The organism is Cryobacterium sp. PAMC25264 (assembly GCF_019443325.1).
Classification (GTDB): domain Bacteria; phylum Actinomycetota; class Actinomycetes; order Actinomycetales; family Microbacteriaceae; genus Cryobacterium.
Genome location: NZ_CP080383.1, coordinates 2,974,653 through 3,001,107, shown reverse-complemented (window position 1 = coordinate 3,001,107; position 26,455 = coordinate 2,974,653). Strand labels below are relative to the sequence as shown.

Annotated in this window: 20 protein-coding genes; 13 read left to right on the top strand and 7 right to left on the bottom strand. The window is 68.6% G+C overall.

What is annotated here, in order from left to right:
• Nucleotides 1–2: 2 nt before the first annotated feature.
• On the bottom strand, nt 3–1,172 hold the full coding sequence (locus KY500_RS13945) for an alpha/beta hydrolase (RefSeq protein WP_219901049.1): 1,170 nt from the start codon (nt 1,170–1,172) through the stop codon (nt 3–5).
• A 115-nt stretch (nt 1,173–1,287) separates the two neighbouring features.
• Nucleotides 1,288–2,403: an aromatic acid exporter family protein gene (locus KY500_RS13940; RefSeq protein WP_219901048.1), complete on the bottom strand. Its 1,116-nt coding sequence runs from the start codon at nt 2,401–2,403 to the stop codon at nt 1,288–1,290.
• Nucleotides 2,404–2,711: 308 nt separating this feature from the next.
• Between KY500_RS13940 and KY500_RS13935 the strand changes: the two genes are divergently transcribed.
• Nucleotides 2,712–4,928: a DEAD/DEAH box helicase gene (locus KY500_RS13935; RefSeq protein ID WP_219901047.1), complete on the top strand. Its 2,217-nt coding sequence runs from the start codon at nt 2,712–2,714 to the stop codon at nt 4,926–4,928.
• A 257-nt stretch (nt 4,929–5,185) separates the two neighbouring features.
• Here KY500_RS13935 and pstS read toward each other — a convergent pair whose 3' ends face one another.
• Nucleotides 5,186–6,265, bottom strand: coding sequence for a phosphate ABC transporter substrate-binding protein PstS (gene pstS / locus KY500_RS13930; protein WP_219901046.1), 1,080 nt, complete (start codon nt 6,263–6,265; stop codon nt 5,186–5,188).
• 100 nt (nt 6,266–6,365) lie between these two features.
• Between pstS and KY500_RS13925 the strand changes: the two genes are divergently transcribed.
• The 12 genes from KY500_RS13925 (at nt 6,366) to KY500_RS13870 (ending at nt 21,775) form a co-directional block, all read left to right on the top strand.
• The gene (locus KY500_RS13925; protein ID WP_219901045.1) at nt 6,366–6,983 is read left to right on the top strand and encodes a hypothetical protein; all 618 of its coding nucleotides are present in this window, start codon (nt 6,366–6,368) and stop codon (nt 6,981–6,983) included.
• A 111-nt stretch (nt 6,984–7,094) separates the two neighbouring features.
• Entirely contained in the window at nt 7,095–7,805 is a 711-nt protein-coding gene (locus KY500_RS13920) for a YcnI family protein (protein WP_219901044.1), read from the top strand.
• 8 nt (nt 7,806–7,813) lie between these two features.
• Nucleotides 7,814–8,503: a copper resistance CopC family protein gene (locus KY500_RS13915; protein ID WP_219901043.1), complete on the top strand. Its 690-nt coding sequence runs from the start codon at nt 7,814–7,816 to the stop codon at nt 8,501–8,503.
• Between the two features lie 82 nt (nt 8,504–8,585).
• Nucleotides 8,586–10,142 carry an IS1182 family transposase gene (locus KY500_RS13910; protein ID WP_219900421.1) on the top strand — a complete coding sequence of 519 codons (1,557 nt, stop codon included), beginning with the start codon at nt 8,586–8,588 and terminating at the stop codon, nt 10,140–10,142.
• A 599-nt stretch (nt 10,143–10,741) separates the two neighbouring features.
• Complete coding sequence (locus KY500_RS13905; RefSeq protein WP_219901042.1) at nt 10,742–11,809, top strand: transposase; 1,068 nt, start codon at nt 10,742–10,744, stop codon at nt 11,807–11,809.
• 162 nt (nt 11,810–11,971) lie between these two features.
• Nucleotides 11,972–13,405 (top strand): PepSY domain-containing protein, encoded by a 1,434-nt coding sequence (locus KY500_RS13900; RefSeq protein ID WP_219901041.1) that lies wholly within the window; start codon nt 11,972–11,974, stop codon nt 13,403–13,405.
• A 77-nt stretch (nt 13,406–13,482) separates the two neighbouring features.
• Nucleotides 13,483–15,537 (top strand): DNA helicase RecQ, encoded by a 2,055-nt coding sequence (recQ, locus tag KY500_RS13895; protein ID WP_219901040.1) that lies wholly within the window; start codon nt 13,483–13,485, stop codon nt 15,535–15,537.
• A 323-nt stretch (nt 15,538–15,860) separates the two neighbouring features.
• Nucleotides 15,861–17,957 carry an acyl-CoA dehydrogenase gene (locus tag KY500_RS13890; protein WP_219901039.1) on the top strand — a complete coding sequence of 699 codons (2,097 nt, stop codon included), beginning with the start codon at nt 15,861–15,863 and terminating at the stop codon, nt 17,955–17,957.
• A gap of 165 nt (nt 17,958–18,122) precedes the next feature.
• Nucleotides 18,123–19,085 carry an ABC transporter ATP-binding protein gene (locus KY500_RS13885; RefSeq protein WP_219901038.1) on the top strand — a complete coding sequence of 321 codons (963 nt, stop codon included), beginning with the start codon at nt 18,123–18,125 and terminating at the stop codon, nt 19,083–19,085.
• Entirely contained in the window at nt 19,082–19,909 is an 828-nt protein-coding gene (locus KY500_RS13880; protein ID WP_219901037.1) for an ABC transporter permease subunit, read from the top strand. The genes KY500_RS13885 and KY500_RS13880 overlap by 4 nt, the downstream gene beginning before the upstream one ends.
• Before the next feature lie 87 nt (nt 19,910–19,996).
• The gene (pip, locus tag KY500_RS13875) at nt 19,997–20,953 is read left to right on the top strand and encodes a prolyl aminopeptidase (protein ID WP_219901036.1); all 957 of its coding nucleotides are present in this window, start codon (nt 19,997–19,999) and stop codon (nt 20,951–20,953) included.
• 132 nt (nt 20,954–21,085) lie between these two features.
• Entirely contained in the window at nt 21,086–21,775 is a 690-nt protein-coding gene (locus tag KY500_RS13870) for a hypothetical protein (RefSeq protein WP_219901035.1), read from the top strand.
• A gap of 16 nt (nt 21,776–21,791) precedes the next feature.
• On the opposite strand, the gene KY500_RS13865 is transcribed toward KY500_RS13870, so the two are convergent.
• The 4 genes from KY500_RS13865 to KY500_RS13850 all read right to left on the bottom strand — a co-directional run bounded on the left by KY500_RS13865 (nt 21,792) and on the right by KY500_RS13850 (nt 26,446).
• Nucleotides 21,792–22,844, bottom strand: coding sequence for a glycosyltransferase (locus KY500_RS13865; RefSeq protein WP_219901034.1), 1,053 nt, complete (start codon nt 22,842–22,844; stop codon nt 21,792–21,794).
• Between the two features lie 79 nt (nt 22,845–22,923).
• A complete protein-coding gene (locus KY500_RS13860) occupies nt 22,924–23,811 on the bottom strand; it encodes a glycosyltransferase family 2 protein (RefSeq protein WP_219901033.1) in 888 nt (295 codons plus the stop codon).
• The gene (locus KY500_RS13855) at nt 23,808–25,067 is read right to left on the bottom strand and encodes a glycosyltransferase (protein ID WP_219901032.1); all 1,260 of its coding nucleotides are present in this window, start codon (nt 25,065–25,067) and stop codon (nt 23,808–23,810) included. Before KY500_RS13855 ends, KY500_RS13860 begins: the two co-directional genes overlap by 4 nt.
• Entirely contained in the window at nt 25,067–26,446 is a 1,380-nt protein-coding gene (locus tag KY500_RS13850) for a sugar transferase (RefSeq protein ID WP_255579356.1), read from the bottom strand. Before KY500_RS13850 ends, KY500_RS13855 begins: the two co-directional genes overlap by 1 nt.
• Nucleotides 26,447–26,455: the final 9 nt, after the last annotated feature.

Here is a 26,455-nt window from a genome sequence, read left to right as displayed (position 1 = left end):
GGTCAGCTCCCCAGGTGTGCGTGCAGGAAGGCAGCCACCTCGGCCCGCATGCCGGCATCGAGAATGCCGATGGAGTGCAGGCTGCCGGGCACCGTGACGAGACGGTTGACGATCCCGAGGTCATCGAGGTCCGCGGCGAACCCGGTGGACTGGCTCAGCGGGATGAACTCCTCGGTGCTGGTGCCGATGAATACCGGCGGGTCCGTGCGGTCCAACGATCTGACGGCCGAGGCGTCCCTCGCGGCCGGGCAATCCAGCAGCGACGCGCAGTCGAGGTAGTCGAGCACGATCCGCTCGAGACCCGACGAGCCACCGGACACGACGATGCCCTCGTAGCTGAGGTCGACGGGCCCGGAGAGTTCGGCGACGGCCGCGACCCGAGCCCCTTCGGTGAGCGACCCACGGCCCCTGGCGCCGAGCAGCGCCGCGAGATTGCCGCCGGCCGAGCCGCCGAAGGCCCCGATCCGGTCGGGGTCCACGCCGTAACTGCCCGCGTTCGCGCGCATCCATTCGACGGCCCGGCCCAGGTCGTCGATGGCCGCGGGGAAGGACACCGCGGGCACGAGGCGGTAGTTGACGGAGAACCCCACAAACCCCTCCGCTGCGAGCCATTCGCAGACATTGCGCCAGTCGCTGTTGGCCTTGTCGCCGCGAGCCCAACTGCCGCCGTGGATTGACAGCACGGCCGGCAGCAGCGCCGGTTCGTCGGGAGCCTCCGGCGACACGGTCGGATCGGTACCCGCCGATATCCCTGAGCCGCCATCAACCGCCCCCGCGCCGACGTCCGCGCTCGCCCCCGCGCCGACGTCCGCGCTCGAAGCCTCTCCGTCCCCGGTATCTCGGGCGGCGTCGCTATCTGTCTCCGGTGCGACGGTCGCCGGCGGTGAACAGACATCGAGGGTGAGCTGGGTGCCGTCCGGTTCGGTGGCATAGACCACGTCCTCGTCGATCACGGCGTCGCCGGGGGCCACGAAGGTGCGGATGCCCACGACGGCCGTGGTGTCGACCTCGCTGGCCGTGCCGCCGGCCTGGGCGGGCGCCACCGGGCGCAGGTTCCAGTGCAATCCGCCGAGCAACGCCGCGGCCACGACGGCCATCCCGCCAACGAGCGCGACGGAGAGAATGATGAAGCGTCGGGAGCCTAGTCCGATGGTGCGGCGACCGGTGCTCACGGGTGCTCCTGAATGCGCTGGGTGCGGGTACTCCCGAGAATAGATTGGTCCGCTCGGCCCTGCTAATCCAGCCCCCAGCCGGCCCCGGCCCGGGCGCGTCGTGGGCCCCGGCCGGTCAGCCGCGCGCTGAGGCGGGAGGGGCGTCGCGCTCGATGCCCGGTCTCAGGGCGGCCAGCATCCGGGTGAGGTCGAGTACGGCCGCACTGGCCGCCACCACGGCGTCGGCGCCCAGCTCCCGGTGGTCGTGCACGGCCCGGGTCACGGCGGCCAGCGCCTCTTCTGCCGTGTGCAGGGTGTCGAGGCTCGTGGCGCCGGTGTCCCATTCGATCACCACGGCGGCCGTCGCCCGCACGGCCGCGCTCAACGGCGGGCGCAGCACGGCCGGCAGGTCCACCGGCACCGGCGTTCCCCAGGCGGCCCCGGCGAGCACGTCGGTGAGGTCACGCACATAGAAGGTCACGTTCTCCAACGCCGCCAGGTCGTCGTGGTCGGTGCTGAGGTCATGCGGCCGGATGCGCGCCCGCGGGTTGATCCGCCGGCTCTCGTCGGCCTCGGCCAGCGCGTGGCGCACCGCCTTCGTGGTGCTCGCCAGGGTCTGACCCTGCGTGGACCACTCACCCTCCTCGGGCGGCCAGTTCGCGTCGAGAGCATCCGCCAGCGTGTCGAGGTGCCGCCCGAGCGCGCCCCGCAGCCTGGACAGCTCCTTCACCGCGGCGGTCACCCGCAGCGGCGGCGCCACGAGCAGGTTGACCGCCAGTCCCACCACGATGCCCAGGCTCATCTGCGACACGTAACCGATCGAGTAGCCGTCCGCGTTCGGTCCGCCCACGATCAGCACGAAGAGCCCCGCGATCGGCACATAGTCTCGCCCGGCGCCGAGTTGGCGGATGCCGCCGAAGAGGATCCCGATGCCCACCACGAGGGAGACGGTGAGCACGCTGGGTTCGCTGAAGATGATCACCGCCGCCGCAAGCGCGATGCCGATCACGAGCCCGGCCAGCGTTTGCGCGGCGTTCTTGATCGAGCCCATCAGGGTGGGGAAGCTGGCCACGATCACACCGAGCGGTGCGTAATAGGGGTAGTCGTTGGCGACGCCCGGCATGTAGGGGGCCAGCTTCCAGGCGATCGCGACCGCCACAGCGGTCTTTGCGGCCTGAAGGAGTCGAGGCTGCCAGATCGCCGTCTTGACACGGGAGCCCGTCGCGCGCAGGGGCAGATCGGAAGAGAGCATTGCTCGATTGTGCCCGATCAAGCCGTCCGCACCGAATCGCGCCGGCGGCCGTGGTCGAGCGCGGGACGAAGTGATCCGTGACTTTTGGGACTCGATCAGGTAACGTAGACAAGTCGGCTCTTGACACCGCGTGTTTTATTGTGTGCGCGGATGGGTTTGTAAGTCAGGATGGGCCGGTTTCCCAGTAATCCGCTGGTGAAAAATCACTGTATGTGAACGGCCCCGGCCATAGACTGCCCGGGTTCTCAGGTTGCGTCGCTGTGCGGCGTTGTTCTGCCATGTACTCAACACAACCCAGGAATACTTCTATGCCTACTAGCAAGAAGCCGGCCGTCGGCCGCGCAGCCAAGAACTACGACCCGAGCTACTCCAAGGGCGGCCCCAAGGGCGCACCCAAGGGTGGCAGCAAGAGCCCCGGACACCGCGGATACCGCGCTGACGAGGGCGCCCCCAAGAAGCAGCGCTGGAACGCCGACGAGCGCGCCGCGCGCTCCGGTGAGCGCTCCTCCTCCGACCGTCCCGCTTACGGCGACCGTCCGGCTTACGGCAACCGTACCGAGCGTCCCGCAGCCGGCCGCTCCGAGCGTCCCGCCTACAACGACCGCGCCCCGCGCACGGATCGTCCTGCTTACAACAATGACCGGGGCAACGACCGTCCCGCCCGTGGCGGCGACCGTCCCTCCTACGGTGACCGTGCCCCGCGCAACGACCGTCCGGCCTACAACAACGACCGCAACGACCGTGGTGGTGACCGTCCCTCGTACGGCGACCGCGGCCAGCGCAGCGAGCGTCCGTCCTACAGTGACCGTGCCCCGCGCACCGATCGCCCGTCGTACAACAACGATCGTCCGTCTTACGGCGACCGCGCCCCGCGCACCGACCGTCCGGCCTACAACAACGACCGTCCCGCCCGTGGCGGCGACCGTCCCTCCTACGGCGACCGCGCCCCGCGCACCGACCGCCCGGCCTACAACAACGACCGTCCGTCGTACAACTCTGACCGTCCCGCCCGTGGTGGCGACCGTCCCTCCTACGGCGACCGCGCCCCGCGCACCGACCGCCCGGCCTACAACAACGACCGTCCGTCGTACAACTCCGACCGTCCCGCCCGCACCGAGCGTCCGTCCTACGGCGACCGCCCGGCCCGCACCGACCGTCCGTCGTACAACAACGACCGTCCGGCCCGTGGCGAGCGTCCCGCGTACAGCAACGACCGCGCGGCCCGCAACGACCGCTCGAACGACGGCGGTCACTCCAGTAACTTCTACCCCGACCGCGACTCCAAGCCCAAGTTCGCCGCCGGCGACGACGTGGTGCTCGAGCGCCTCGAGGCCATCGCCACGACCGCAGCGGATGTTGTCGGCGTGACGTTCGGCGACCTCGGCCTCGGTGGCAACATCGTGCGCGAGCTCGCCCTGCTCGGCGCCCCGAGCCCGTTCCCGATCCAGGCCGCGACCATCCCCGATGTGCTCGCCGGCCGCGACGTGCTCGGCCGTGGCAAGACCGGCTCCGGCAAGACCATCGCCTTCGCCGCCCCCATGATCGAGAAGCTCATGGAGAACAACGGCGCCAAGGACCGCAAGATGGCCCGCAAGCCCCGCGCGCTCATCCTGGCCCCCACCCGTGAGCTGGCCCTGCAGATCGACCGCACCGTACAGCCCATCGCCCGCAGCGTCGGCCTCTTCACCACCCAGATCTACGGCGGCGTTCCGCAGTACCGCCAGGTCAGCGCCCTCCAGCGCGGCGTGGACATCATCATCGGCACCGCCGGCCGCATCGAGGACCTCGTCGAGCAGGGTCGTCTCGACCTGTCCGAGGTTGTCATCACGGTTCTCGACGAGGCCGACTACATGTGCGACCTGGGCTTCCTCGAGCCGGTTCAGCGCATCCTGCGCCTGACAAAGAAGAACAGCCAGCGTCTGCTGTTCTCGGCCACCCTCGACAAGGGTGTCGCCTCGCTGGTCAAGGAGTTCCTGACCAACCCGGCCGTGCACGAGGTCGCCGGTGAAGACCAGGCCTCCAGCACGATCGACCACAAGGTCCTCCTCATCGAGCACCGCGACAAGGCCTCCATCATCGGCCAGCTCGTCGACCGCCAGGGCAAGACGCTGATCTTCAGCCGCACCCGTGCGTACGCCGAGCAGCTCGCCGACCAGCTCGAAGACGCCGGCGTCAAGGCCACGAGCCTGCACGGTGACCTCAACCAGGCCCGCCGTACCCGCAACCTGCAGATGCTCACCAGCGGCCGGGTCAACGTGCTCGTCGCCACCGACGTCGCCGCCCGCGGCATCCACGTGGATGACATCGACCTCGTCATCCAGGCCGACATGCCCGACGAGTACAAGACCTACCTGCACCGCGCCGGCCGCACGGGTCGCGCCGGCAAGTCCGGTACCGTCGTCACGCTGATCCCCAAGCAGCGTCGTCGTCGTATGGAAGACCTGCTCGACCGGGCCGAGATCGACTCCAGCTTCACCACGGCCACGCCGGGTGACGCGTCGATCACCGCTCTGGCGAACCTGTAACACCGCCGCACACCACAGCAGGGCATCCTCCGTTTCGGGGGTGCCCTGCTGCTGGTTAACCGGCGTGTCGCGCCCAGGCGGTGGGTCTGGCCGAGAATATCCTTCACGTGTCGCCGACCGGGATACGGTACGGTTTCCTGGTTCGGGTGCGTCCTCACAATTCGGGTTGGTGACAGCGCACACGACTACTGGATATCTGTGGGGCATCGTCTGACGCTCCACAGATATCCATCTGCCGTTCGGTACTCAGCTGCGGCTCAGCGGATGCTGTCGATCGCGTCGAGCACCCGGGCCGAGAACTCCGCAGACAACGGGGCCGATCCCGCGCTCTCGGCGGCGGCGTTCTGGCCCTCAGGGCTGGCGACGTACCCCAGGTACGCGGACACGAGCCCGGCCTGGTCGGCGTCGGGGTATTCCTCGCACGCGATGAGATAGCTCACCAGCACCAGCGGGTACACCCCGGCTGCCGTCGACGTGCGATCAACGTCCACCACGAGGTCATGGGGGTTGTCCCTGGTCACCAGGGGAGACTCGTCGATGATCGCGGCGGCGGCCTCTGTGGAGTAGTCGACGAAGTCGGTGCCCACCTTGAGTGCGGCCACCGACAGGTCGCCCACGCGCGACGCATCCGCGTAACCGATGGTGTTGCGCCCGTTGGCGACGGCGCTCACCACCCCCGAGTTGCCCTGCGCGCCCTCGCCCGGGTACGGGAAGGCGTCGGCGGGCTCGTTCGTCCACACATCCGGCACGTTCTGGTACAGGTAGTCGGCGAAGTTCTTCGTGGTGCCGGAGTCGTCCGAGCGGTGCACCGCGGAGATGGGTTCGTCGGGCAGACCGGCGTCGGGGTTCAGGGTCACCAGGGCCGGGTCGTTCCACCGGGTGATGGCCCCGGAGTAGATGCTCGCAATGGTCTGCGGGTCCAGGCGCAGCGACTCCACCCCGTCGACGTTGTAGACCAGCACCAGCGGGGACACGTAGACGGGCAGATCGATGGCGGCGGAACCCGGCGCACAGGCACCGAAGGAGCCGGCCAGTTCATCGTCGCTGAGCGCGGAGTCGGATCCGGCGAAGTCGACGCCGCCGCCGATGAACTGCTCGCGGCCGGCGCCGGACCCGGTGGGGTCGTAGTTGATGGTGACGCTGCCGTTCGTGCGCTGGAACTGGGAGATCCAGACGTCTTCGGCCGATGCCTGTGCGCTCGATCCGGCGCCGTCGAGGGTGCCGGCCAGGTCGCTCGGCTCGTCGCCGGCCTCATTGGCGGCGCAGCCCGAGAGGAACAGGATGGTCGCCGCGACTCCCGCGCCGAGGAAGGTTGCCGGGTGCCGTTTCGTTGCCATCACGGTTCCCATTCTGCCTGACCGCGCCGGGACGTTGCCCGTGAGGCACCTGGATGCCGTGGCCCTGATAGATTCGATGCACGTTCGTAGAGGGAGAATCATGACCACACGCTGGGCGCGCTTCGCCCGTGGGTGGATCGTCGCGGGTTTCTCCACATTCGTCGCCGCACTGTCGCACACGCTGGGCGGCGGCGCCGTTCCGGGCTTGTTGGCCGTCGTGGTCTCCCTGGCTTTCGCCGGCATTGTCTCGATCGCGCTGTCCGGCCGTACCCTCTCCACCTGGCGTCTCGCCCTCGCGGTCCTGATCAGCCAGGTGATCTTCCACGGCCTGTTCTCCTTCGGCGGCGCAGGCGGGCAGCTGGCCGTCGCGGATGCCCCGGCGGGCCACGCCCACGCCGCGGGCCAGGCTGTCGCGCTGATGCCTGGGGAGGCCGCTGCCATGTCCGCGGCCGGCCACGGCCTCATGATGCCGATCTTCCACGTGCTTGCCGCGGTCGTCACCGTGCTGGCGCTCCGGTTCGGTGAGCGCGCTTTCTGGAGCCTGTTCACCACCCTGAAGGTGGCCCTGGGCGTTCTTGTGCGTGTCATCGCGCTCACGCCGGTGCCCGGCATCCCGCGCGCCATCGTGGCGGTCTCGGCCTGGTTGCCGCCCCGCGACCAACTCGTTCTGCTCAGTCCCATGCGGCACCGTGGGCCGCCGGTGCGCCTCGTCGCCTGAGGTCTGCCTCAGGCCTTCCGACGTTGTGCCCCCATTTTTGTCGACCCTGCCTGCCCGTCGTTCTGAGCGGTCCGCAGCCGGGGCGACCAGCCACGATCCCAAGGACTATCCATGAAGCTCTCCACACCCGTCTTCGCCGCCACCACGCTCCTCGGTGCCGGCCTGCTTGCCCTGTCGTCCCCGTTGGCGGCCAGCGCCCACGTCGAGGTTGAACCGTCCTCGACCGCCGCCGGCTCCTACAGCCTGCTCACCTTCTCCGTCGGCCACGGCTGCGACGGCTCTTCCACCACAGGCATCACCATCGACATTCCCGACACCATCACCAGTGTCACCCCCACCATCAACCCCGGCTGGACCGCGGCCAAGGTGGCCGTCGACCTCGCCACCCCGCTCGAGGACGGCGAGGGCGACACCATCACGACCCGGGTCGGCCAGGTCACCTACACGGCCGACGCGCCCCTTGCCGACGGCTACCGCACCACCTTCGCCCTGAGCCTGCAGATCCCGGCCGATGCCGTCGGCGAGACGCTGTCGTTCCCCGTGCTGCAGACCTGTGAGGTCGGCTCCACCAGCTGGAGCGACGCCACAGTCGAGGGCGAGGCCGAGCCGGCGCACCCGGCGCCTGCCCTCGTCGTGACCGAGGCAACAGCCGAGGCCGGCCACGGCCACGGTGGCACCGAAGCGACGGCCGATGACGCCGACGCGAGCACCACGACCGCCTCCGACGACGTGCTGGCCCGCCTGCTGGGCATCGGCGGACTCGTCGTGGGCGCCGTCGGACTCGTGGTGGCCGTCGCTTCCCGTCGCAAGAACGCGGCGTAGGACTGCCCATGGCTCGCAGTCCTCTCACCGCACGCCGCGGAACACCCGCGGCCGGTCTCCGACGCCGTCCCTCGGCCATTCGCGTGCTCGGCCGTGCGACGCTGACCGCTCTGGTCGTCGTGGGCGCGACGCTGGGAGCCTCCGCTGCCCCGGCGTTCGCGCACAACTCGGTGGTGAACATCTCCCCGGCGCCCGGGTCTGTCGTCACCGAACAGCCCGGTGCGATCAAGATCACCACCAACGACAACCTGCTCGACCTCTCGGGCGAGGGTTCGGGCAGCGCCATGCAGGTGAGCGGGCCGACGGATGCGCCGCTTTACTACGGCGACGGCTGCGCCACGGTCTTCGGGCCCACGCTCGAGGCCGAGGTGCAGCTCGGCCAGCCTGGGGAGTACACGGTGGTGTGGCAGACGGTGTCGACCGATGGGCATGCCATTTCCGACAGGTTCACCTTCACCTGGCAGCCCGATCCGAGCCAAGTGCTCGGTGAGGGCTCGGCGACCGCGCCCACCTGCGCCACGAGTGGGGCAGGAACCGGGGCCGCCGACACGGGTGCGGCGACGTCTGACGCCGCCGACGACAGTGCCGGCTCGGCCGTGCAGGGCAGCGACCTGCTCTGGATTGGGGGAGCCCTCGTGGCGATCCTGATCGCGATCGGCGTCACGCTCCTCCTCCTGCGCCGCCGCCCCACCCCTTAGGCCCCCTAGGAGACTGCTGATTTATCGGGGCGTTTAAGGCGCGCCTTTGTTGGTTTCGGCGGAGGTGTTTAAGACTTGATTCATGCAGGGTCGTGATGATGGTCAGCGTCAGTTGTTGGATGTCGGTGTGTTCGCTGGGCACATGTTGCCGGCGGGGTCGGTGTTCGCTTTTCTCGCTGAGCACCGGCACGAGTTGTTCCCGGATGACGCGTTCGCGGACCTGTTTCCGTCGGGTCGTGGCCGGCCCTCGACGCCCGCGGACGTGATCGCATCGGTGATGGTGCTGCAGACCCTGCACTCGTTATCGGACCGGGAAACCGCGGAAGCCGTCACGTTTGATCTGCGGTGGAAAGCGGCCTGCGGGTTCGGGTTGACGGAAACATCGTTCCACCCGACGGTGTTGACGTATTGGCGACGCCGCCTCGCGGCAAGCACCCGCCCGCACCGAATTTTCGACGCCGTCGCCGAGGTTATTGCCGGTTCTGGGGCGTTGTCGGGTCGGAAGCGGCGGGCGTTGGACTCCACGATTTTGGATGACGCGGTCGCCCGCCAGGACACGGTGACGCAGTTGGTCGCGCAGATCCGCCGGGTCGGTCGGGAGATCCCCGGCGCCGACATGATCGTGGCCGGCCTGCCCGGCCATGACTACGAGAAGCCCGGCAAGCCCGACATCGCCTGGGACGACAAGGCGGCCAGGGACGAACTCGTTTCCCGCCTCGTGACCGACGCCCTGGCGTTGCTTGCGGCAATCGACACGACGTCATTGACCGACTCGCAGCAGGAGACGGTCGCGTTGCTCGCCCTCGTCGCGGGCCAGGACGTCGAGCCGGCTGAGGGGTCCGATGGCTCGGATGGGCGGTGGCGGATCGCGCGGAAGGTCGCGCCGGACCGGGTGATCTCGACCGTTGACCCGGACGCCCGCCACGCGCACAAGAGCCGGGAGAAGAAGCAAGACGGTTTCAAAGCCCACATCGCGATCGAGCCCGATACGGGTCTGGTGACCGCGGCCGTGTTGACGAAAGCGTCCGGGCCCAAGAACAGTGACGCGGCCCGCGGCGCGGCCCTGGTGGCCGCTGACACGAGCATCGGCTCGGACACGGTCGAGGTCCTCGGTGATTCTGCCTACGGCAGCGGGGACCTCCTCGCCGAGGTCACCGCGGCCGGGCATGTTCCGATCATCAAACCGATGCCGTTGAGTCGGGCGGTTCCGGGCGGATTCACAATCGATGACTTCAGCATCGACGAAGCTAAGCGCACGGTGACGTGTCCTGCGGGGAACACCCGACCGATCACCGTGAAACGTAATGTCACATTTGGCGCCGTTTGCGCGAGCTGCCCGCTCCGAGCCCAGTGCACGAGCGCCGTCGACGGTCGCAAAATGGTTTTGCATCCGCAGCAGCAGATCCAACGCGAGCACCGCGCACGCGCGCTGGACCCTGACTTTCAAGCCGTCTACCGGCAGCACCGGCCGATGGTTGAACGCTCGATCGCATGGATGACTCGCGGCGCGAGACGAGTCCCTTACCGCGGCGTCGTGAAGAACCACGCCTGGTGGAACAACCGCGCCGCCGCGATCAACCTGAAACGACTCCTGAGCCTTGGCCTCACCAGCCAGAACGGGGTTTGGGCACTTGGCTGAAGACCCCAGGCAGGGCAGACACCCCAGCCCTCACACCGACCCCGACGACCACCTTCTACTGGCCAGACTCGCGACACCGAATCGATCCCGCAAGCAGCCCAAACACGACCACACCCGACTCAAAAAACGGGCCCCCGACTCGCCGGGCCCACCGCAGCCATCTAAATCAGCAGTCTCCTAGGCCCCGACAGTCCCGACAGTCCCGCCAGTCCCGCCAGTCCCGCACCGCGCGTCCGGCGGGTCCGTCCCGCTGTCCGACCCATCTTGCCGAGGTGACCTATCTCGCTGACCCGACCACACGTTGCTCGAGCCTGTCGAGACCCCGCGACCTGTCTCAGGGTCGCGACCATCTCGTCGGTCGAGCCTGTCAGTGATGATGGTTGTAGGGGGTTGGTCTGGTCTGACTCTGAGCCTGTCTGACGCTGCGGTTGTCTTTGTCTCGATGCGTCGCCCGGTGTCCAGCCCCCTGAACGCACGATGGTTTGGTCGTGTTCAGGGACGTCACCATGACCTAATAGGAGCTTGGCTCCAGCCTCTTCACTGACTTGTCTGACGGCGCCCCTGAACACTGACCCTTAGTTAGAAGGGCTGTATTCAGCATGACGTATTCCACTAAAGATCTTGTCCTCGGCATTGATACGCACAAAGATTTTCACCACGCGGCGGTGATCAATCACGTTGGGAAGAAGATCACCGACCGGAAGTTCGACGCCACCCCTGCCGGCTACCGCGAGCTCATTGGTTGGGCCACTGACGTTGGCCGGATTGGTCGCGCTGGCGTTGAAGGGACCGGGTCTTACGGCGCGGGATTGACCCGGACTCACTCGCGCGGGATCCCGGTGATCGATGTGATCGCCCCGGATAAGCAACTGCGGCGTCTGCGGGGCAAGACCGACACGATCGATGCTTACAACGCTGCCCGTGCGGTGTTGAACGAGGTCGCGACCGCGTCCCGAAGGTTCAGGACGGCTTCGTTGAAGCGTTACGGTGGTGCGCACGTCCAGGCGGTTACTGGTCAAGCAGCGCACGGAGAGCATGAACCAGCTCCAGGGCCTGATCGTGAGCGCGCCCGCGGAGCTGCGACTGGTACTGGCTCACGTGAAGGCAAAGAAGTTGGCCACGCTGTGCTCAAACTGCCCAGACGGGCTGCTGATGACCTCGTGATGACGGAAACGACGAACGTTCTCCGTTGCCTCGGCAAACGCTACTTGGAGCTGTTGGTCGAGGCAGACAGCCTCATGAAACGCCTGGGCGATCGTGAAAGAACACGCCCCGGAACTGCTCCAGTGCACGGTGTTGGACCTGACGTGGCCGCGACGATGTTGATCGTCGCTGGTGAGAACGTTGACCGGCTTGAGAGCGCGTCCGCGTTCGCGCACCTGATCGGAACAGCACCGATACCGGCATCGTCGGGCAAAACGAACCGGCATCGCCTCAACCGGGGCGGTAACCGGCAAGGCAACTCAGCGGCGTACCGGATCGTGATGGTCCGAATGAAAACCCACGAACAAACCCGCGACTACGTCGCGAAATCCCTCGCCCGCGGCAAGACCAAACGCGAAGCCATGCGCATGCTCAAACGCTACGTCGCCCGCGAGATCTTCCAAATCCTCATCAGCATCCGACACCGCCACGAACTCGAAAAACACACCCCCATCGCGGCTTGACATCTATAGGAGCATCGAGACCCCGCGACCTGTCTCATGGTCGCGACTATCTCGTCGGTCGAGCCTGTCGAGACCCCGCGACCAGTCTCGCTGACCCGTCCAGGACCGTCGGTCGGTCTGGTCGGGCACCACCACTCTCTCCACCACTTCCAAGGACCTCTCATGACCACCATCCTCCACACCGGAGACACCCCGCCGCCCACCCCTGACCAGCCAGTGACTCCACCCAGCAGACAGCCCTGGTTCGGTGCGTTCCTCCTCCGCCTGCACTTCTACGCCGGCATCCTGGTCGGCCCGTTCATCCTCGTCGCCGCCCTCAGCGGCGCCCTCTACGCCGCCACCCCACAACTCGAGCAGACCATCTACGCGCACGAGCTGCACGCGCCGGTCTCCGACATGACCCTGCCGCTGGCCGACCAGATCGAAGCCGCCCAAGCCGTCGTCGGTGACGAGGGTGCCCTCGTGGCCGTGCGCCCAGCGCCCAACGACGGCGACACCACCCGGGTCATGTTCACCGCCGAGGGCCTCGGCGAGAGCGAGTCCCGGGCCATCTTCGTCGACCCCGCCACCGGAGAGGTCCGGGGCGACCTCACCGCCTACGGCACCACCGGTGTGCTGCCGTTGCGCACTTGGATCGACCAGTTCCACCGAAACCTGCACCTGGGCGACTTCGGTCGCCTCTACAGCGAGCTCGCCGCGAGCTGGCTCGGCGTCGTGGTCCTGGCCGGCGGGGCCATGTGGGTCATCCGCATCCGCCGGGTTCGTGCCAAGAAGGACCTGCTGCGGCCCAACAACAAGGCCAGGGGATACCGCCGCTTGTTCAGCTGGCATGCCTCCACCGGTATCTGGCTTCTGGTCGGCGCCCTGTTCCTCTCGGCGACGGGCATCACCTGGTCGCAGTACGCGGGCCAGAACGTCTCCGACCTGCGGGCCGCGCTCAACCTCGGGACACCCTCGATCTCCACCGACCTCGGGCAGCCTGTGCCCGCGCTGGCCGATGAGCACGCCGGGCACGGCACCGCCACGGCGTCCACGGCGGTCATCGACCCAGCCACCTTCGACGCGGTTCTCGCCGTGGCGCAAACCGTCAACGTGAACACCGGGCTCGTCGAGATCCGTCCGCCGTCCGCCGCCGGCCAGGCCTGGGTGGTGCAGGAGATCCAGCGCAGCTTCCCCACCGAGGTGGACTCCGTCGCCGTCGACGGCAGCACCCTCCGGGTCACCGACCGGGTCGACTTTGCCGACTTCAACCTGGCCGCCAAGCTCACCCGCTGGGGCATCGACACCCACATGGGCACCATGTTCGGCCTGGCCAACCAGCTGATCCTCATCGCGACCGCCCTTGGCCTGGCAGCGATGGTCGGCTGGGGCTACCTGATGTGGTGGAAACGCCGCCCCACTCGCGGCACCGCCCGGATGGGAACGCCCGCCCTGGCCGGTGCGCTCGCTCGCGCACCCTGGTGGGGAGTGCTGGCCGTCATCGCGGGAGCCCTGGCGGTCGGACTGCTCTTCCCGCTGGTGGGCGTCAGCCTGCTGGTCTTCATCGTGATCGACGCCCTCCTCACCCTTCGCGCTCCGCGGAGTGCCGCCCGGTGACGAGCACCGCCGGGCGGCCGCCCACAGGTCGTGGGTTACCGCCCGGCGGCGTCGGCGGGCGCGGGTAGAGTTGGCGGGTGAGTTGGAACGCCGAGATACCGTGGGATCCTGACGAGTTCGAGCCACCGGACGACTTCGATGCCCCACCGCCCCCGGACCCCTACGGTCAGGGCGGCTCCGCCGTGCCCGCCGCCCGACAGGGCGCATCCACCCCGGCCGGAGCCGGCCCGGTCGACTTCGGCGACTACGCCCCGCCCGCCGGCGGCGCCACGCTCCTCGCCCCGCCGCCCCCCAAGCGCGCGACCGCCAAGTTCGCCACCGCCGCTGAGGCCCTGCACACCGTCTTCGGCTATGACTCCTTCCGCGGCGAGCAGGCCCAGATCATCGACCAGCTCATCAATGGTGGCGACGCCGTCGTGCTCATGCCCACCGGTGGCGGCAAGAGCCTCTGCTACCAGATCCCGTCGCTCGTTCGCGAGGGCACCGGCATCGTCATCTCCCCGCTGATCGCACTCATGCAAGACCAGGTGGATGCGCTCACCCTCGTCGGCGTCCGCGCCGCGTTCCTCAATTCCAGCCAGGACTCCGCCGCCCGTAGCCAGGTGGAGCGGGACTACCTCGCCGGTAACCTCGACCTGCTCTACGTCGCGCCGGAGCGGCTCAGCAACGAGGCCACCAAGCGGTTCCTCGACCGCGGCACCATCGCCCTGTTCGCCATCGACGAAGCCCACTGTGTGTCCCAGTGGGGGCACGACTTCCGCCCTGACTACCTCGCGCTGTCCGAGCTGGCCGACCGGTGGCCCGACGTGCCGCGCATCGCGCTCACCGCCACTGCCACAGACGCCACCCACAAGGAACTCACCGAGCGACTGCAGATGGGGCAGGCCCAGCACTTCGTCGCCAGTTTCGACCGGCCCAACATCCAGTACCGCATCGTGGGCAAGAACGAACCGCGCAAGCAACTGCTCAGCTTCATCAAGGCCGAGCACCCCACCGACGCCGGCATCGTCTACGCGCTCAGCCGCAAGACCGTCGAGCAGACTGCCGAGTTCCTCCGCGCCAACGGCCTGAACGCCTACCCGTACCACGCGGGTCTCGACCAGGGCCTGCGCGCCCGCACCCAGTCCCGGTTCCTCCGCGAGGAGGGCGTCATCATCGTCGCCACCATCGCGTTCGGCATGGGCATCGACAAGCCGGATGTGCGCTTCGTCGCGCACATCGACCTGCCCAAGTCCGTCGAGGGCTACTACCAGGAGACCGGCCGGGCCGGCCGTGACGGCCAGCCCTCCACGGGCTGGCTGGCCTACGGCCTGCAGGACGTCGTGCAGCAGCGCCGCATGATCGACGAGTCGCCCGGCGACCTGGCCCACCGGCGCAAGATGAGCGCCCACCTGGACGCCATGCTCGCCCTCTGCGAGACCGTGCACTGCCGCCGGGTCAACCTGCTGCGCTACTTCGGTCAGGCCAGCGAGCCGTGCGGCAACTGCGACACCTGCCTCACCCCGCCAGAGGCCTGGGACGGCACCGTGCCCGCCCAGAAGCTCCTCTCCACGATCGTGCGGCTGCTGCGCGAGCGCAACCAGCGTTTCGGCGCCGGCCAGCTCATCGACATCCTGCGCGGCAAGACCACCCCGCGCACCACCCAGCACCACCACGAGCAGCTCGCCACCTGGGGCATCGGAGCCGACCTCACCGACCAGCAGTGGCGCGGTGTGGTGCGGCAGATGCTGGCTCAGGGCTTCATCGCCACCTCCGGCGAGTACGGCACCCTGATCCTCACCGAGGCCGCGGCCGAGGTTCTCGCCGGCACCCGCACCGTGCAGCTCCGCAGCGAACCCGACCGGCCGCTCAAGCGCACCCCGGCCGCCCGCGCTGCAACCGCCAAGGCCGGGCTCGCCGAGCTCAGCCCCGAGCAGGAGACCCTGTTCCAGGCCCTGCGCGCCTGGCGCAGCACCACCTCGAGGGAGCAGGGCGTTCCCGCCTACGTCGTCTTCGGCGACGCCACCCTCGTTGCGGTCGCGGCGGCGAAGCCACGCACCCTGGCCGACCTCGACGGCATCCCCGGCGTCGGCGCCAAGAAGCTCGACTCCTACGGCGAGGCCCTCCTCGAGGTCGTCGCCGCGAACGCCTGACCCAGCCCGGACCGTGGGGCGTCCGATTATCGGGCGATAGTGAGTTTTTCAGGACGCAATCGCCGCGATCGTCCTCGTAAACTCACTATCTCCTGTTTTGCCGCCGAGTCATCATCCGCCCACGGGCAGGACCCGCGTGGTGCGCGGCGGTCTTTGTCGCCCATCACAGGTGGAGGCACCGCCTTCTTGTAGAAGAGCTACAGTCCGAGCGCGGTGGCCCGAGCCCTTCTTTGTAGCCCCGTCACGCACTATTTCCGCTGCAGACCGGCCCGACCTAACGTGGTCGAACCGCACCAGCCCGCGCGAAGACGTAAGGACGAATGATGGTTGACACTGCCCAGCGCCCCACTGAATCCCGGCCCTCCGCGGTCGACACCGACACCGGCCCCGTCCGCGTCGCGGGGGACCCGGATGCCCCGCGCATCGATCTGCCCGCCCTGCAGCACACCCTGCTCGGCACCTGGGCCGACGTGCGCCTGAAGGCCCGCGAACTCACCGCCCGTCCAGACCTGCAGCGCATCGAGGGCCAGTCCATGGCCGACCACCGTCTCCGCGTGCTCGACCAACTCAAGATCCTGGCGGACAACGGGCACGTGCACCGCGCGTTCCCCGTTTCGCTCGGCGGCTCCGATGACCACGGCGGCAACATCGCCGGCTTCGAGGAACTCGTCACCGCCGACCCGAGCCTGCAGATCAAGGCCGGCGTGCAGTGGGGTCTCTTCGGCGCCGCCGTCCTGCACCTGGGCACCACGGTTCACCACGAGAAGTGGCTGCCCGGCATCATGAGCCTCGCCGTACCCGGTGCTTTCGCGATGACCGAGACCGGCCACGGGTCGGATGTCGCCGCCATCGGCACCACCGCGACCTACGACGTCGAGGCGGGAGACTTCGTGCTGCACACCCCGTTCCGCGCGGCCTGGAAGGACTACCTCGGCAACGCCGCCAACGACGGTATCGCCGCCGTGGTCTTCGCCCAGCTGATCAGCCTCGGCGTCAACCACGGTGTGCACGCGTTCTACGTGCCGCTCCGCGATGACACCGGCGCCTTCCTGCCCGGCATCGGCGGCGAGGACGACGGTCTCAAGGGCGGCCTGAACGGCATCGACAACGGCCGGCTGCACTTCACCCAGGTGCGCGTTCCGCGCACCAACCTGCTCAACCGCTACGGTGACGTGGCCGAAGACGGCAGCTACACCAGCCCGATCGGCAGCCCCGGCCGCCGGTTCTTCACCATGCTCGGCACCCTGGTGCAGGGGCGGGTGTCCCTTGACGGGGCCGCGACGCAGGCGTCCGCGGTGGCGCTGACCATCGCCATCCGCTACGGCAGCGAACGCCGCCAGTTCACCGCGGGCAGCGACACTGACGAGGAGGTCATCCTCGACTACCAGCGCCACCAGCGCCGGCTCATCCCGCGCCTGGCCACCGTGTACGCGCAGACCTTCGCGCACGATGAGTTCCTGGTGAAGTTCGACCAGGTCTTCAGCGGCGCCGCGGCCACGGATGTCGACCGGCAAGACCTGGAGACCCTCGCGGCGGCGCTCAAGCCGCTGTCCACCTGGAACGCGCTGGACACTCTGCAGGAGGCGCGCGAGGCCTGCGGTGGCGCCGGCTTCCTCGCCGAGAACCGGCTGGTGGGTCTCCGGGCCGACCTCGATGTCTACGCCACCTTCGAGGGTGACAACAACGTTCTGCTCCAGCTGGTGGCCAAGCGGCTGCTCACCGACTGCAACCGTAAGTTCGCCGGTGCGGATGCCGGCGTCCTCGCCCGCTACGTCGTGCAACAGACCGCCGAACGCGCGTACCACGGCTCCGGGCTGCGCCGACTGGGCCAGTCCGTCATCGATCGGGGCTCAACGGCTCGCAGCATCGGGGCGCTCCGGGAAGCCGCCACCCAGCGTGCTCTGCTCACCGACCGGGTGGAGACCATGATCGCCGGTATCGCCCAGTCGCTGCGGAACGCGCACAAGCTGCCCAAGAACGAGGCCGCCGCCCTCTTCAACAGCCACCAGAACGAGCTGATCGAGGCCGCGCGCGCCCACGCCGAGCTTCTGCAGTGGGAGGCCTTCACCCGCGCCGTCGAGTCGACCAGCCAGGCGGGTACCCGGCAGGTGCTCACCTGGCTGCGCGACCTCTTCGGCCTGCGCCTGATCGAGGAGCACGCGGCCTGGTACCTCATCAACGGGCGCATGTCCGGCAAGCGCGCGCAGGCCGTGACCGCCTACATCGACCGCATCATCGCCCGGCTGCGTCCGCATGCCCTCGACCTGGTCAACGCGTTCGGCTACGCCCCCGAGCACCTGCGGGCGGCTATCGCCACCGGCGCCGAGCGTGAACGTCAGGTCGAGGCCCGGCAGTACTACCGCGATCAGCGTGCTGCCGGCACCGTCCCCGTCCCCGAGAAGCCGGCCCGCCGCCCCTGACCGCAGCCGCCCCCGGACTGGGGGTGGGTCGGGCGCGAGGATGAGGCCGGATGCGGCACAACCATCCGCTCGACGGATGCTGCGCCCAGCCGGTGCGCCTACTCTCGTCTGTGGGGGACGATGCGGCATGCATCTTTTCCCGCAGACGACGGGAAGAGGAACCGGATGATCCAGGCACAGTCCCTGACCAAACGCTACGGAAGCAAGACCGCGGTCGACTCCGTGGACTTCACGGTGCAGCCCGGCCGGGTGACGGGATTCCTCGGCCCGAACGGTGCAGGCAAGTCCACCACCATGCGCATGATCGTAGGGTTGGACCGGCCCAGTCACGGCTTGGTCACCGTGAACGGCAAGCAGTACCGCGAGCACAAGGCACCGCTCCGCGAGGTCGGCGTGCTCCTGGACGCCAAGGCGATCCACACCGGTCGCAGCGCCTACAACCACCTGCTCGCCATGGCCGCCACCCACTCCATCCCGGCCAGCCGGGTGAGGGAGGTCATCGAACTCACCGGGCTCGAATCCGTCGCTCGCAAGCGCGTCGGCGGCTTCTCCCTCGGTATGGGACAGCGCCTCGGCATTGCCGCGGCCCTGCTCGGCGACCCCGCCACGCTGATCCTCGACGAACCGGTCAACGGGCTCGACCCCGAGGGTGTGCAGTGGGTGCGCAATCTGGTCCGCCACCTCGCCGGCGAGGGCCGCACCATCCTGTTGTCCTCACACCTCATGAGCGAGATGGCCGTCACCGCCGACCACCTCATCGTTCTCGGCCGAGGCCGGGTCATCGCGGATGCGCCGGTGGCCGACCTCATCGGTGCCGCCAACCGTAATACGGTACGGGTGCGCACCCCCTACGCACCCGAGCTTGCCGCCCTGTTCCAGCGCCCAGACGTCACCGTGACGCAGTCGGAGGCCGACCTGCTGGAGATCTCCGGGGTGGCTGCGGCCGAGATCGGCAACCAGGCCGCCCGCGCCGGCATCGCGCTGCACGAGCTCACCCCCATTAGCGCATCTCTCGAAGAGGCCTACATGGCCCTGACCCAGAACGACGTCGAATACCGCACCGGCGGTTCCGCCGACGACCCCGCCGCAGAGCACCGCGCGGCCGACCTCCAGGAGAGTGTCCGATGACCACGACAGTGGCTCCCCACGCACCAGCCACCACCCACCCCTTCGTAGCCTCAGGCTCAGGCCTCAGCTTCGGCGGCCTGCTCAACTCCGAGTGGATCAAGCTCCGCACCGTGCGCTCCACGATCTGGTCCTACGCCACGGTCATCGTCATCTCCCTGGGAATGGCGCTGCTGATGTCGAGCACTCTCACCCTCGAGGGAACCCAGGTGCCGGCCTCCGACCAGGCTAACTGGATGATCCAGGTGTCCACCTTCGGGATCATCTTCGGCCAGCTCGTCGTCGCCGTACTGGGCGTGCTCTCGATCAGCGGCGAGTACAGCACCGGCATGGTGCGCTCGAGCCTGACGGCGGTTCCCCGTCGGCTGCCCGTCCTGGCGGCCAAGGCCGTCGTGCTGTTCGTCTGCACCTACGTCGTGGGACTCATCAGCGTCGTCGGCTCTTACCTGGTGGCCTCGCCGATCATGTCGGGCAAGGGCATCTCGGCCAGCCTCGCCGATCCGGACCTGTTCCTCCCGCTGATGAGCGCCGCGCTGTATCTGTCGCTGGTCGCGGTCTTCAGCCTCGGGCTCGGCACGATCCTGCGCAGCAGCGCCGGCGGCATCGCCGCGGCGCTGGGCATCATCCTGCTGCTCCCCACGGTGTTGCAGCTCATACCGGCGACGTGGGTGGCGGACCTCCTGCCGTACGTGCTTTCCAACGCGGGCACGGCAAGCTTTCTCGCGTCCCCACCGTTGGAGCCGTGGCAGAACATCCTCGTCGTGCTGGGCTGGGTGGCCGTGGCGCTCGCCGGTGCCGCTGTGCTGCTCAAACGCCGAGACGCCTGAGCCGCGACGGATGCTCGTGGCGCCCGTGTCGACGGTGCGCCGCGAGCCTCACCCCCGCGGCCCCGACCCGGGTCGTAGGCTCGATGCATGAGAGAGTTCTACCCCGAGATCGAACCGTACGACACCGGCATGCTCGACGTCGGCGACGGCCACACCCTCTACTACGAGGTCTCCGGCAACCCGGACGGCAAGCCGGCGGTGTACCTGCACGGCGGCCCGGGTGGCGCATCCAGCCCCACCCAGCGCCGGGTGTTCGACCCGGAGAAGTACCGCATCGTGCTCTTCGACCAGCGCGGCTGCGGGCGCAGCACCCCGCACGCCAGCGAACCGGATGCCGATCTGACGCATAACACAACCTGGCACCTGGTCGCCGACATCGAGCGGCTGCGTGAGCACCTGGGCATCGACAGGTGGCTCGTCTGCGGGGGCTCCTGGGGAAGCTCGCTCGCTCTGGCCTACGCCGAGACCCACACCGACAAGGTCACCGAACTGGTCCTGCGCGGCATCTTCACGCTCCGGCCCATCGAGCTCGACTGGTTCTACGAGGGCGGCGCCGCGGCCATCTACCCCGATCTCTGGGAGGGCTTCATCGCCCCCGTGCCCGTCGCCGAGCGCGGCCGCCTGATCGAGGCGTACAGCCGTCTGCTGCACGACCCCGATCAGTCGGTGCGCGAACGCGCGGGTGTGGCCTGGTCCACCTGGGAGTCGTCCACCATCACCCTGCTGCAGCACCCCGAGACGATCGAACGGTTCACCGAACCGGCCTTCGCCGTGGCGTTCGCCCGCATCGAGAACCACTACTTCATGAACAAGGGCTGGTTCGAACCGGAACAGCTGATCCGCGACGCCGGCACGCTGAAGGACATCCCCGGCGTCATCGTGCAGGGCCGCTACGACATGTGCACGCCGGCCTTCACGGCGTGGGCGCTGCACCAGGCCTGGCCGGAGGCCGACTTCCAGATGATTCCGGATGCCGGCCACTCGTTCGAGGAACCGGGCATCCGCGCCGCTTTGCTGGACGCCACCGACCGTTTCGCCGGGTAGCCCGCCGCAACCCGTGGCGAAGGCCTTGGCAGCGGGGCGGGACCGTGCCTAAATGTCAGGACCAGCGAACCGACTGGTGAGCCGACCCGAAACGGCCTCAGCGGCAGGAACCCGACATGCCTATACCCGACCATGCCCACACCCGACACCCCCAGCGGTGAAGCCCGCGTGCGCCGGTGGGGGGCCGGCGGCGGCGTCGTCCTACTCGTCGGCGTTGCCGTCGTGCTGTTCGCGGCGAGCCTCCAAGTCGCCGGCTCCGGCGGGGCGCCACCGGCCGGCGCGACCGGGGAGACGTCCCGCCAGACCGCTGTGGACGGCGGGCTCAGCACAGTACCGGTGACCGCTCCGCCGGATGCTGGAACGCTCACGTCGGCCGGTTCCGAGACGCAGCTCTTGATAGAGCCCGTTGCCGTGAAGCCCCTGGCTGAGCTGCCTCCGGTGTCGCTGACTGAGCCGGTCGCGCCCGTGCCCGGGGTGGTTTTCGGCCTCGAACCACTGCGATCGGTCACCGCCGGCGTGGTCCAGGATGGGGAGGCGGTCCCGGCCCTTCGCGTCAGCGTGGTCCTGAGAAATGACACTCCCGACACGATGAACTTGCAATCAGTGCAGGTGGCCATGTCCGTGGGTGCCGAGCAACTGCCCATCTCCGGCCGACCGGATTCGGACGGTCGTTCGTTTCCCGACAGCCTTCCGCCGGGCGCCGCTACCACGGCCGATTTCCTTTTCGCCGTTCCCGTCGACCAGCGCGCACTGGTGAAGGTCTGCGTGACCTACGCTGCCGGCGTACCGGCCAGTGCGTTCGTGGGTTCCGCGCCTCGGTAGACCGCCGTCCAGTCCGTCAGCCGGGCTCGGCGGGCGCGGAGACCGGGTCTGTCTCGCGTTTCACCAGCCGCACAGCGGTTGCGTACGCGGCGCGGTGCTGGGCGGCGATGAGCGGCCAGGCGCGTGTCGACAGGTCCGGCCTGCTGCCCCCACCGGTCTTCCCCGACCGAAAGCCCGTGAGCGCGTCGCCGAGTGTCGCCGCGCTGAGGCCCCCGGCATAGGTGAACACCCAGCCTGCACCGACTTCGCTCTGCAGCACTCGGGCGACCGGGGTGCCGGGCACCAGGATCGGCCGGGCCAGCGACAGGGCGAGCACGGAGGCCTCCGAACCGTGCAGGTCCGGGTACGGGAGCACGACGAGTTCGGCCTGCTCGATCTCCGCGGCCAGCTCGGCGTCGCCGGGACGCCCGAGTGTCACAGTGACCCGGGAATCGGCGCCGGCGGCGAGGAGGATCTCCGCGCCCACGGCCGTGGTCGTGGGGCTGCCCACCACCCGCAGGGACACGGCCTCTCCGTCCGGGCCGGAGCGGAGGTTGGTGAAGGCCTCGATCAGGTGCGCCACGCCCTTGTTCGGACGGATGAGTCCGAAGAACAGCAGCCGGCCCATCATCGCTGGCGACTCATCGATCGAGCCGAACCACTCGCGGTAGTCACCGTGCTCGATCGTGCGCACGTGCGCGGCCTGGGGGATCGGAGTCGCCGGAGTGAGCCGGATCCACAACGTCGTGCGTTGATCCAGGCGCGCCAGCAGCGCCCGTTCGGTCCGGCTACCCACTCTCTGGCCGTGGTCGTCATGCACCGTACGCACCAGGGCGGTACGGCGCCGGCCGAGCCACAACCGAAGGAGCAGCGCGCGAAACAACAGACGCTTCACCAGGCTGCGCAACGAGGTCGAACCGTGCAGCAAGGCCGCGGGCCAGTGCACGTGGAACACGTCGTAGCGTTCCATGAGGGCGCGTTCCCAGCTGAAGCCGAGAACGTGTGGGTCCGGGCCCAGGTGCGTGCTGAGTTGGAGTAGATAGGGATTGGTGGTGCTCGGTGCGCCCGCGAACGACTGCAGGACCCGCATCACCCGATGGTCTTCTGTTCGGGGGCCGATCGCCGTTCGTCGGCGCGGTGCCCGCCCGGCCGATCGGGTGCAGGCCTGCTCAGCCGGCGCAGCGCCACAGCCGATCCCGCTGCCGTGCCGCGAACGGCGGCGGCCAGCATGGGTCCTGCGCGTCTCGCCGCACTCCGCTGGCCCTCGGCCCGTAGCACTTCCGCGGCATAGCCGGGCTGTGCAGCAGCCAGTCAAGAAGATGTCGGCGGCTCAGATGCTCCGCCGCGAAGGCCAGCCGGTTCCGGCAATTCGAGTAGATCCGCACCAGGTCGGCTCCGTCGGCCGGTATGGAATCCGGCGCGCTCCGGAGCACCATGATGTCGTCACGCACGGCCAGGGTGCCGCCGGCGGCCACGCAGCGCCACGACAGATCGACGTCTTCCCAGAGGAGGAAGTAGGTTTCGTCGAAGCCGCCCAGCCAGTCCCACAGGGAGCCGTGGATCATCAGGCACGAGGCACTGAGCCAGCCGTCCGGTGCTGAGCCGGCCGCACCGTCACGGGTCGGTGCGTGGCCGTGGCGGACGTCCACGGTGCCGCCGCCGTCGCACATCGAACCATCCGGGCGGCGAATGTTCGTACCGAGGATGCGCTGGGGGTCGGCGACGCAGGCCGCAGCCAGCACGAGGACCCCGTCAGCGTCGATCCATACCGCAGGATCGAGCAGGAGCAGCAGGTTGCAGCCGCGCGAACGCAGCAGCCGCGCCCCAGCGTTCGCTCCGGCGGCAAAGCCGAGATCGAGTCCGGGGGCGAGCAGGGTCCATCCTTCGCGGGCACAGAGGCGAGTTATCGCCTCCCGCTGGGCGATCCCGGAAAAATTGTCGACCACGACGATCAGGGCCGGCCGGACGCTCTGCCCGATTCCCACCAGGTTACGTTCGAGCTGGTCGGGGTAGCCGTGGTTGACCACGACGATGCCCAGATCGGCCGACGGCATCATGTCGGTTGCTCGCGTTCGACGACTGATCCCGGTTCCACGGGATGCCCCCGAGGCACACGGTGGCGCGGGTGCGCGCTGCGTCCGGGGCTTGCCCCCTGGGTGCTGTGGCCGGAAACGAGTCTTTGGGCGAGGTCTTCATAGCCGTCGGTGACGTGGCCCCAGTTGTACAGGGCGGCCGCACGACGCTGCAGCGCCTCACTGACCTCCTGTGTGTGGTGCGGGTTCAACTCCGCATCCTCGATCAACGCGGCGAGTGCGTGGGGGTCTTGGAAGTAGGCCCCGTAGGCGCCCAGCATCTCGCGGTTGACGGGCACGTCCCAGGCGATTGCGGCGGTGCGGGCACCCATTGCACGCAACAGCCACGGGTCGGTACCTCCCACAGAGTGCCCGTGCAGGTAGCTCACCGCGTGGGCATACAGCTGATCGAGCTGCTCCTGGTCCCACGCCCCGCTCACCAGCCGCACCCGAGGATCCTCGGCCAACGTGGCGAGGCGGCGCGCCTGGGCTCCAGAGCCCGGTGGGCTGCCGACGACGACCAGTGGCAAACGGGTGCTGCTGCGCCGGTAGCCGTCGAGAATCGCGTCCAGATGGTTGTCGGGCCCGAACCGGGCCACCGCCAGGTGGAACCCGTGCGGTCGCAGGCCTAAATCCTCCAGACGCGTGGCCGGCGGATCGTGCAGCAGACGGGTCCCGTAGCCGATCAGCTCGGTCGAAGCGGCAAACTCCCTGCTGTAGTAGTCCGCGACGTTCTGGGAGTCGGCAATGAGGGCGTCGGCCGACCGCACGGTCGCCTGTTCGGCCCACCGGGAATACCGCCCGCGTGGCCGGACCCGGCGGTCGCGTTCCCACTCGCCACCGGACAGGTGCACGGTCGTCGGGATGCCGCGCCGACGCAGCAACGGCAAGAACGGGGCGTTCGTGTACCCGAAGACGAAAGCGGCGTCGGGACGCGCTCCGGTGGTGGCGTGCGCGACCGAGACCGCGGTATTGCTGAGGGATGCGGGGGCCTTCGGCCGCAGCGCCGGGAGGTGCACGAGTCGCATGCCCAGGTAGACGGTCCCCGGCGGAACCGGGCCGCTGGGCGCCCGGCAGTACACTGTCACGGCATGCCCGCGGTCCACGAGCCGCCGCCCGATTTCCTCCACCACGGTCTCGAACCCGCCGAACGTCGCAGGCACCCCGCGGGTGCCGATCATCGCGATCCGCAGCGCCCGGGCGGTGAACCTGCTGTCGGGTTCGCGGTGATCCGGCGTCATCAGTACGCGCCCAACGGCCGGAGCACGATCTTCACTGTGCGCCAGATGATCATGAGGTCGCCGGCGAGCGACCAGTTCTCGACGTAATAGAGGTCCAGTCGCACGCTCTCCTCCCAGCTGAGGTTTGAGCGCCCGTTCACCTGCCACATGCCGGTCAGTCCGGGTTTGATATACAGCCGGCGGTGCATATGCGTCTCGTAGTTCAACACCTCGGACGGCAACGGCGGGCGGGGCCCGACCAGGCTCATCTGCCCCATCACGATGTTCCAGAGCTGCGGCAGTTCGTCCAGGGAATACTTGCGCAGAACGCGACCGACCCGGGTGATTCGCGGATCGCTCCGGATCTTGAAGAGCACCCCTGAGCCTTCGTTCTGCTCGAGGAGCCCGGCCAGCTGGTCCTCAGCGGAACGCACCATGGAACGGATCTTGACCATGTGGAAGGTGCGGCCGTTTCGCCCCACCCGTTCCTGCCGGAACAGGACGGGGCCGGGGCTGTCCAGCTTCACCAGGAGGCCGATCACCAGGAGCACCGGGCTGACCACGAGCAGCGCTGCGCCGCCGAGCGTGATGTCCAGCGCACGCTTCAGCACGTGCTTGGCACCGTCGAATTGGGGGATTTCGACGTGGATCAGCGGGAGGCCTTCGACGGGACGGAAATGGATGCGCGGGCCAGCGACGTCCGTCAGCCGACTGGAGAGGACGAGTTCGGCCGAAGTGCCCTCCAGGTCCCAACCCAGATTGCGCACGAAGCCGCTGCCCAGGCTGGGATGCCCGGCCACGATGACGGCGTCCACGTCCAGGGTCTGGGCCGCCTGGGCGACGTGGGCGAAATCGGACACCACGGGAACGTGATGGCCGGAGGACGTGATGCTCGTCACGTTGTCGCCCTCAAGCGCGGCGCCCACCACGTGATAGGCCGCCTCGGACTTGTCGTTGATCTGCCGCACCACGTACTCGATGTCGTCCCGCCCCCCGACAACGATGGCCCGGGAGAGGTAGTGGCCGAAGCGACGTTGCCTGATGAGCCATTTGCGCCAGAGCCAGCGTTCGAGAACCAGAGCGGAGAGCCCCAATGGGAGCGCGAAGACGAAGTATGCGCGAGACGTGTCGACCTGTAACAGCAGGAAGGCTATCGCCAGCATTCCGAAGGTCAGCAGGGTGGCGTTGATCACGAGTTTGTATTCGGTGGCCCCCACCGCCACGACGCGGGAGTCCCGGGTGCGGAAGGTCGACAGAGTGATGATCCACGTTCCGATCACCAGAACGGTGATCGCCCAATAGGACAACGGGACCCCGGCCGTGGACGGGTTCGTGAGCGCCGCCGGGTCGACCAGGGCGAATCGGGCCAGGAAGGCAACGGTCACGGAGGCGCTGATCACCGCCGCATC

What these genes read in the sequence shown, in the direction of transcription:
- KY500_RS13940 (WP_219901048.1), bottom strand. Translation starts at nt 2,403, where the DNA reads ATGCTCTCTTCCGATCTGCCCCTGCGCGCGACGGGCTCCCGTGTCAAG.
- KY500_RS13935 (WP_219901047.1), top strand. Translation starts at nt 2,712, where the DNA reads ATGCCTACTAGCAAGAAGCCGGCCGTCGGCCGCGCAGCCAAGAACTAC.
- pstS (WP_219901046.1), bottom strand. Translation starts at nt 6,265, where the DNA reads ATGGCAACGAAACGGCACCCGGCAACCTTCCTCGGCGCGGGAGTCGCG.
- KY500_RS13925 (WP_219901045.1), top strand. Translation starts at nt 6,366, where the DNA reads ATGACCACACGCTGGGCGCGCTTCGCCCGTGGGTGGATCGTCGCGGGT.
- KY500_RS13920 (WP_219901044.1), top strand. Translation starts at nt 7,095, where the DNA reads ATGAAGCTCTCCACACCCGTCTTCGCCGCCACCACGCTCCTCGGTGCC.
- KY500_RS13915 (WP_219901043.1), top strand. Translation starts at nt 7,814, where the DNA reads ATGGCTCGCAGTCCTCTCACCGCACGCCGCGGAACACCCGCGGCCGGT.
- KY500_RS13910 (WP_219900421.1), top strand. Translation starts at nt 8,586, where the DNA reads ATGCAGGGTCGTGATGATGGTCAGCGTCAGTTGTTGGATGTCGGTGTG.
- KY500_RS13905 (WP_219901042.1), top strand. Translation starts at nt 10,742, where the DNA reads ATGACGTATTCCACTAAAGATCTTGTCCTCGGCATTGATACGCACAAA.
- KY500_RS13900 (WP_219901041.1), top strand. Translation starts at nt 11,972, where the DNA reads ATGACCACCATCCTCCACACCGGAGACACCCCGCCGCCCACCCCTGAC.
- KY500_RS13890 (WP_219901039.1), top strand. Translation starts at nt 15,861, where the DNA reads ATGGTTGACACTGCCCAGCGCCCCACTGAATCCCGGCCCTCCGCGGTC.
- KY500_RS13885 (WP_219901038.1), top strand. Translation starts at nt 18,123, where the DNA reads ATGATCCAGGCACAGTCCCTGACCAAACGCTACGGAAGCAAGACCGCG.
- KY500_RS13880 (WP_219901037.1), top strand. Translation starts at nt 19,082, where the DNA reads ATGACCACGACAGTGGCTCCCCACGCACCAGCCACCACCCACCCCTTC.
- pip (WP_219901036.1), top strand. Translation starts at nt 19,997, where the DNA reads ATGAGAGAGTTCTACCCCGAGATCGAACCGTACGACACCGGCATGCTC.
- KY500_RS13870 (WP_219901035.1), top strand. Translation starts at nt 21,086, where the DNA reads ATGCCCACACCCGACACCCCCAGCGGTGAAGCCCGCGTGCGCCGGTGG.
- KY500_RS13865 (WP_219901034.1), bottom strand. Translation starts at nt 22,844, where the DNA reads ATGCGGGTCCTGCAGTCGTTCGCGGGCGCACCGAGCACCACCAATCCC.
- KY500_RS13860 (WP_219901033.1), bottom strand. Translation starts at nt 23,811, where the DNA reads ATGATGCCGTCGGCCGATCTGGGCATCGTCGTGGTCAACCACGGCTAC.
- KY500_RS13855 (WP_219901032.1), bottom strand. Translation starts at nt 25,067, where the DNA reads ATGACGCCGGATCACCGCGAACCCGACAGCAGGTTCACCGCCCGGGCG.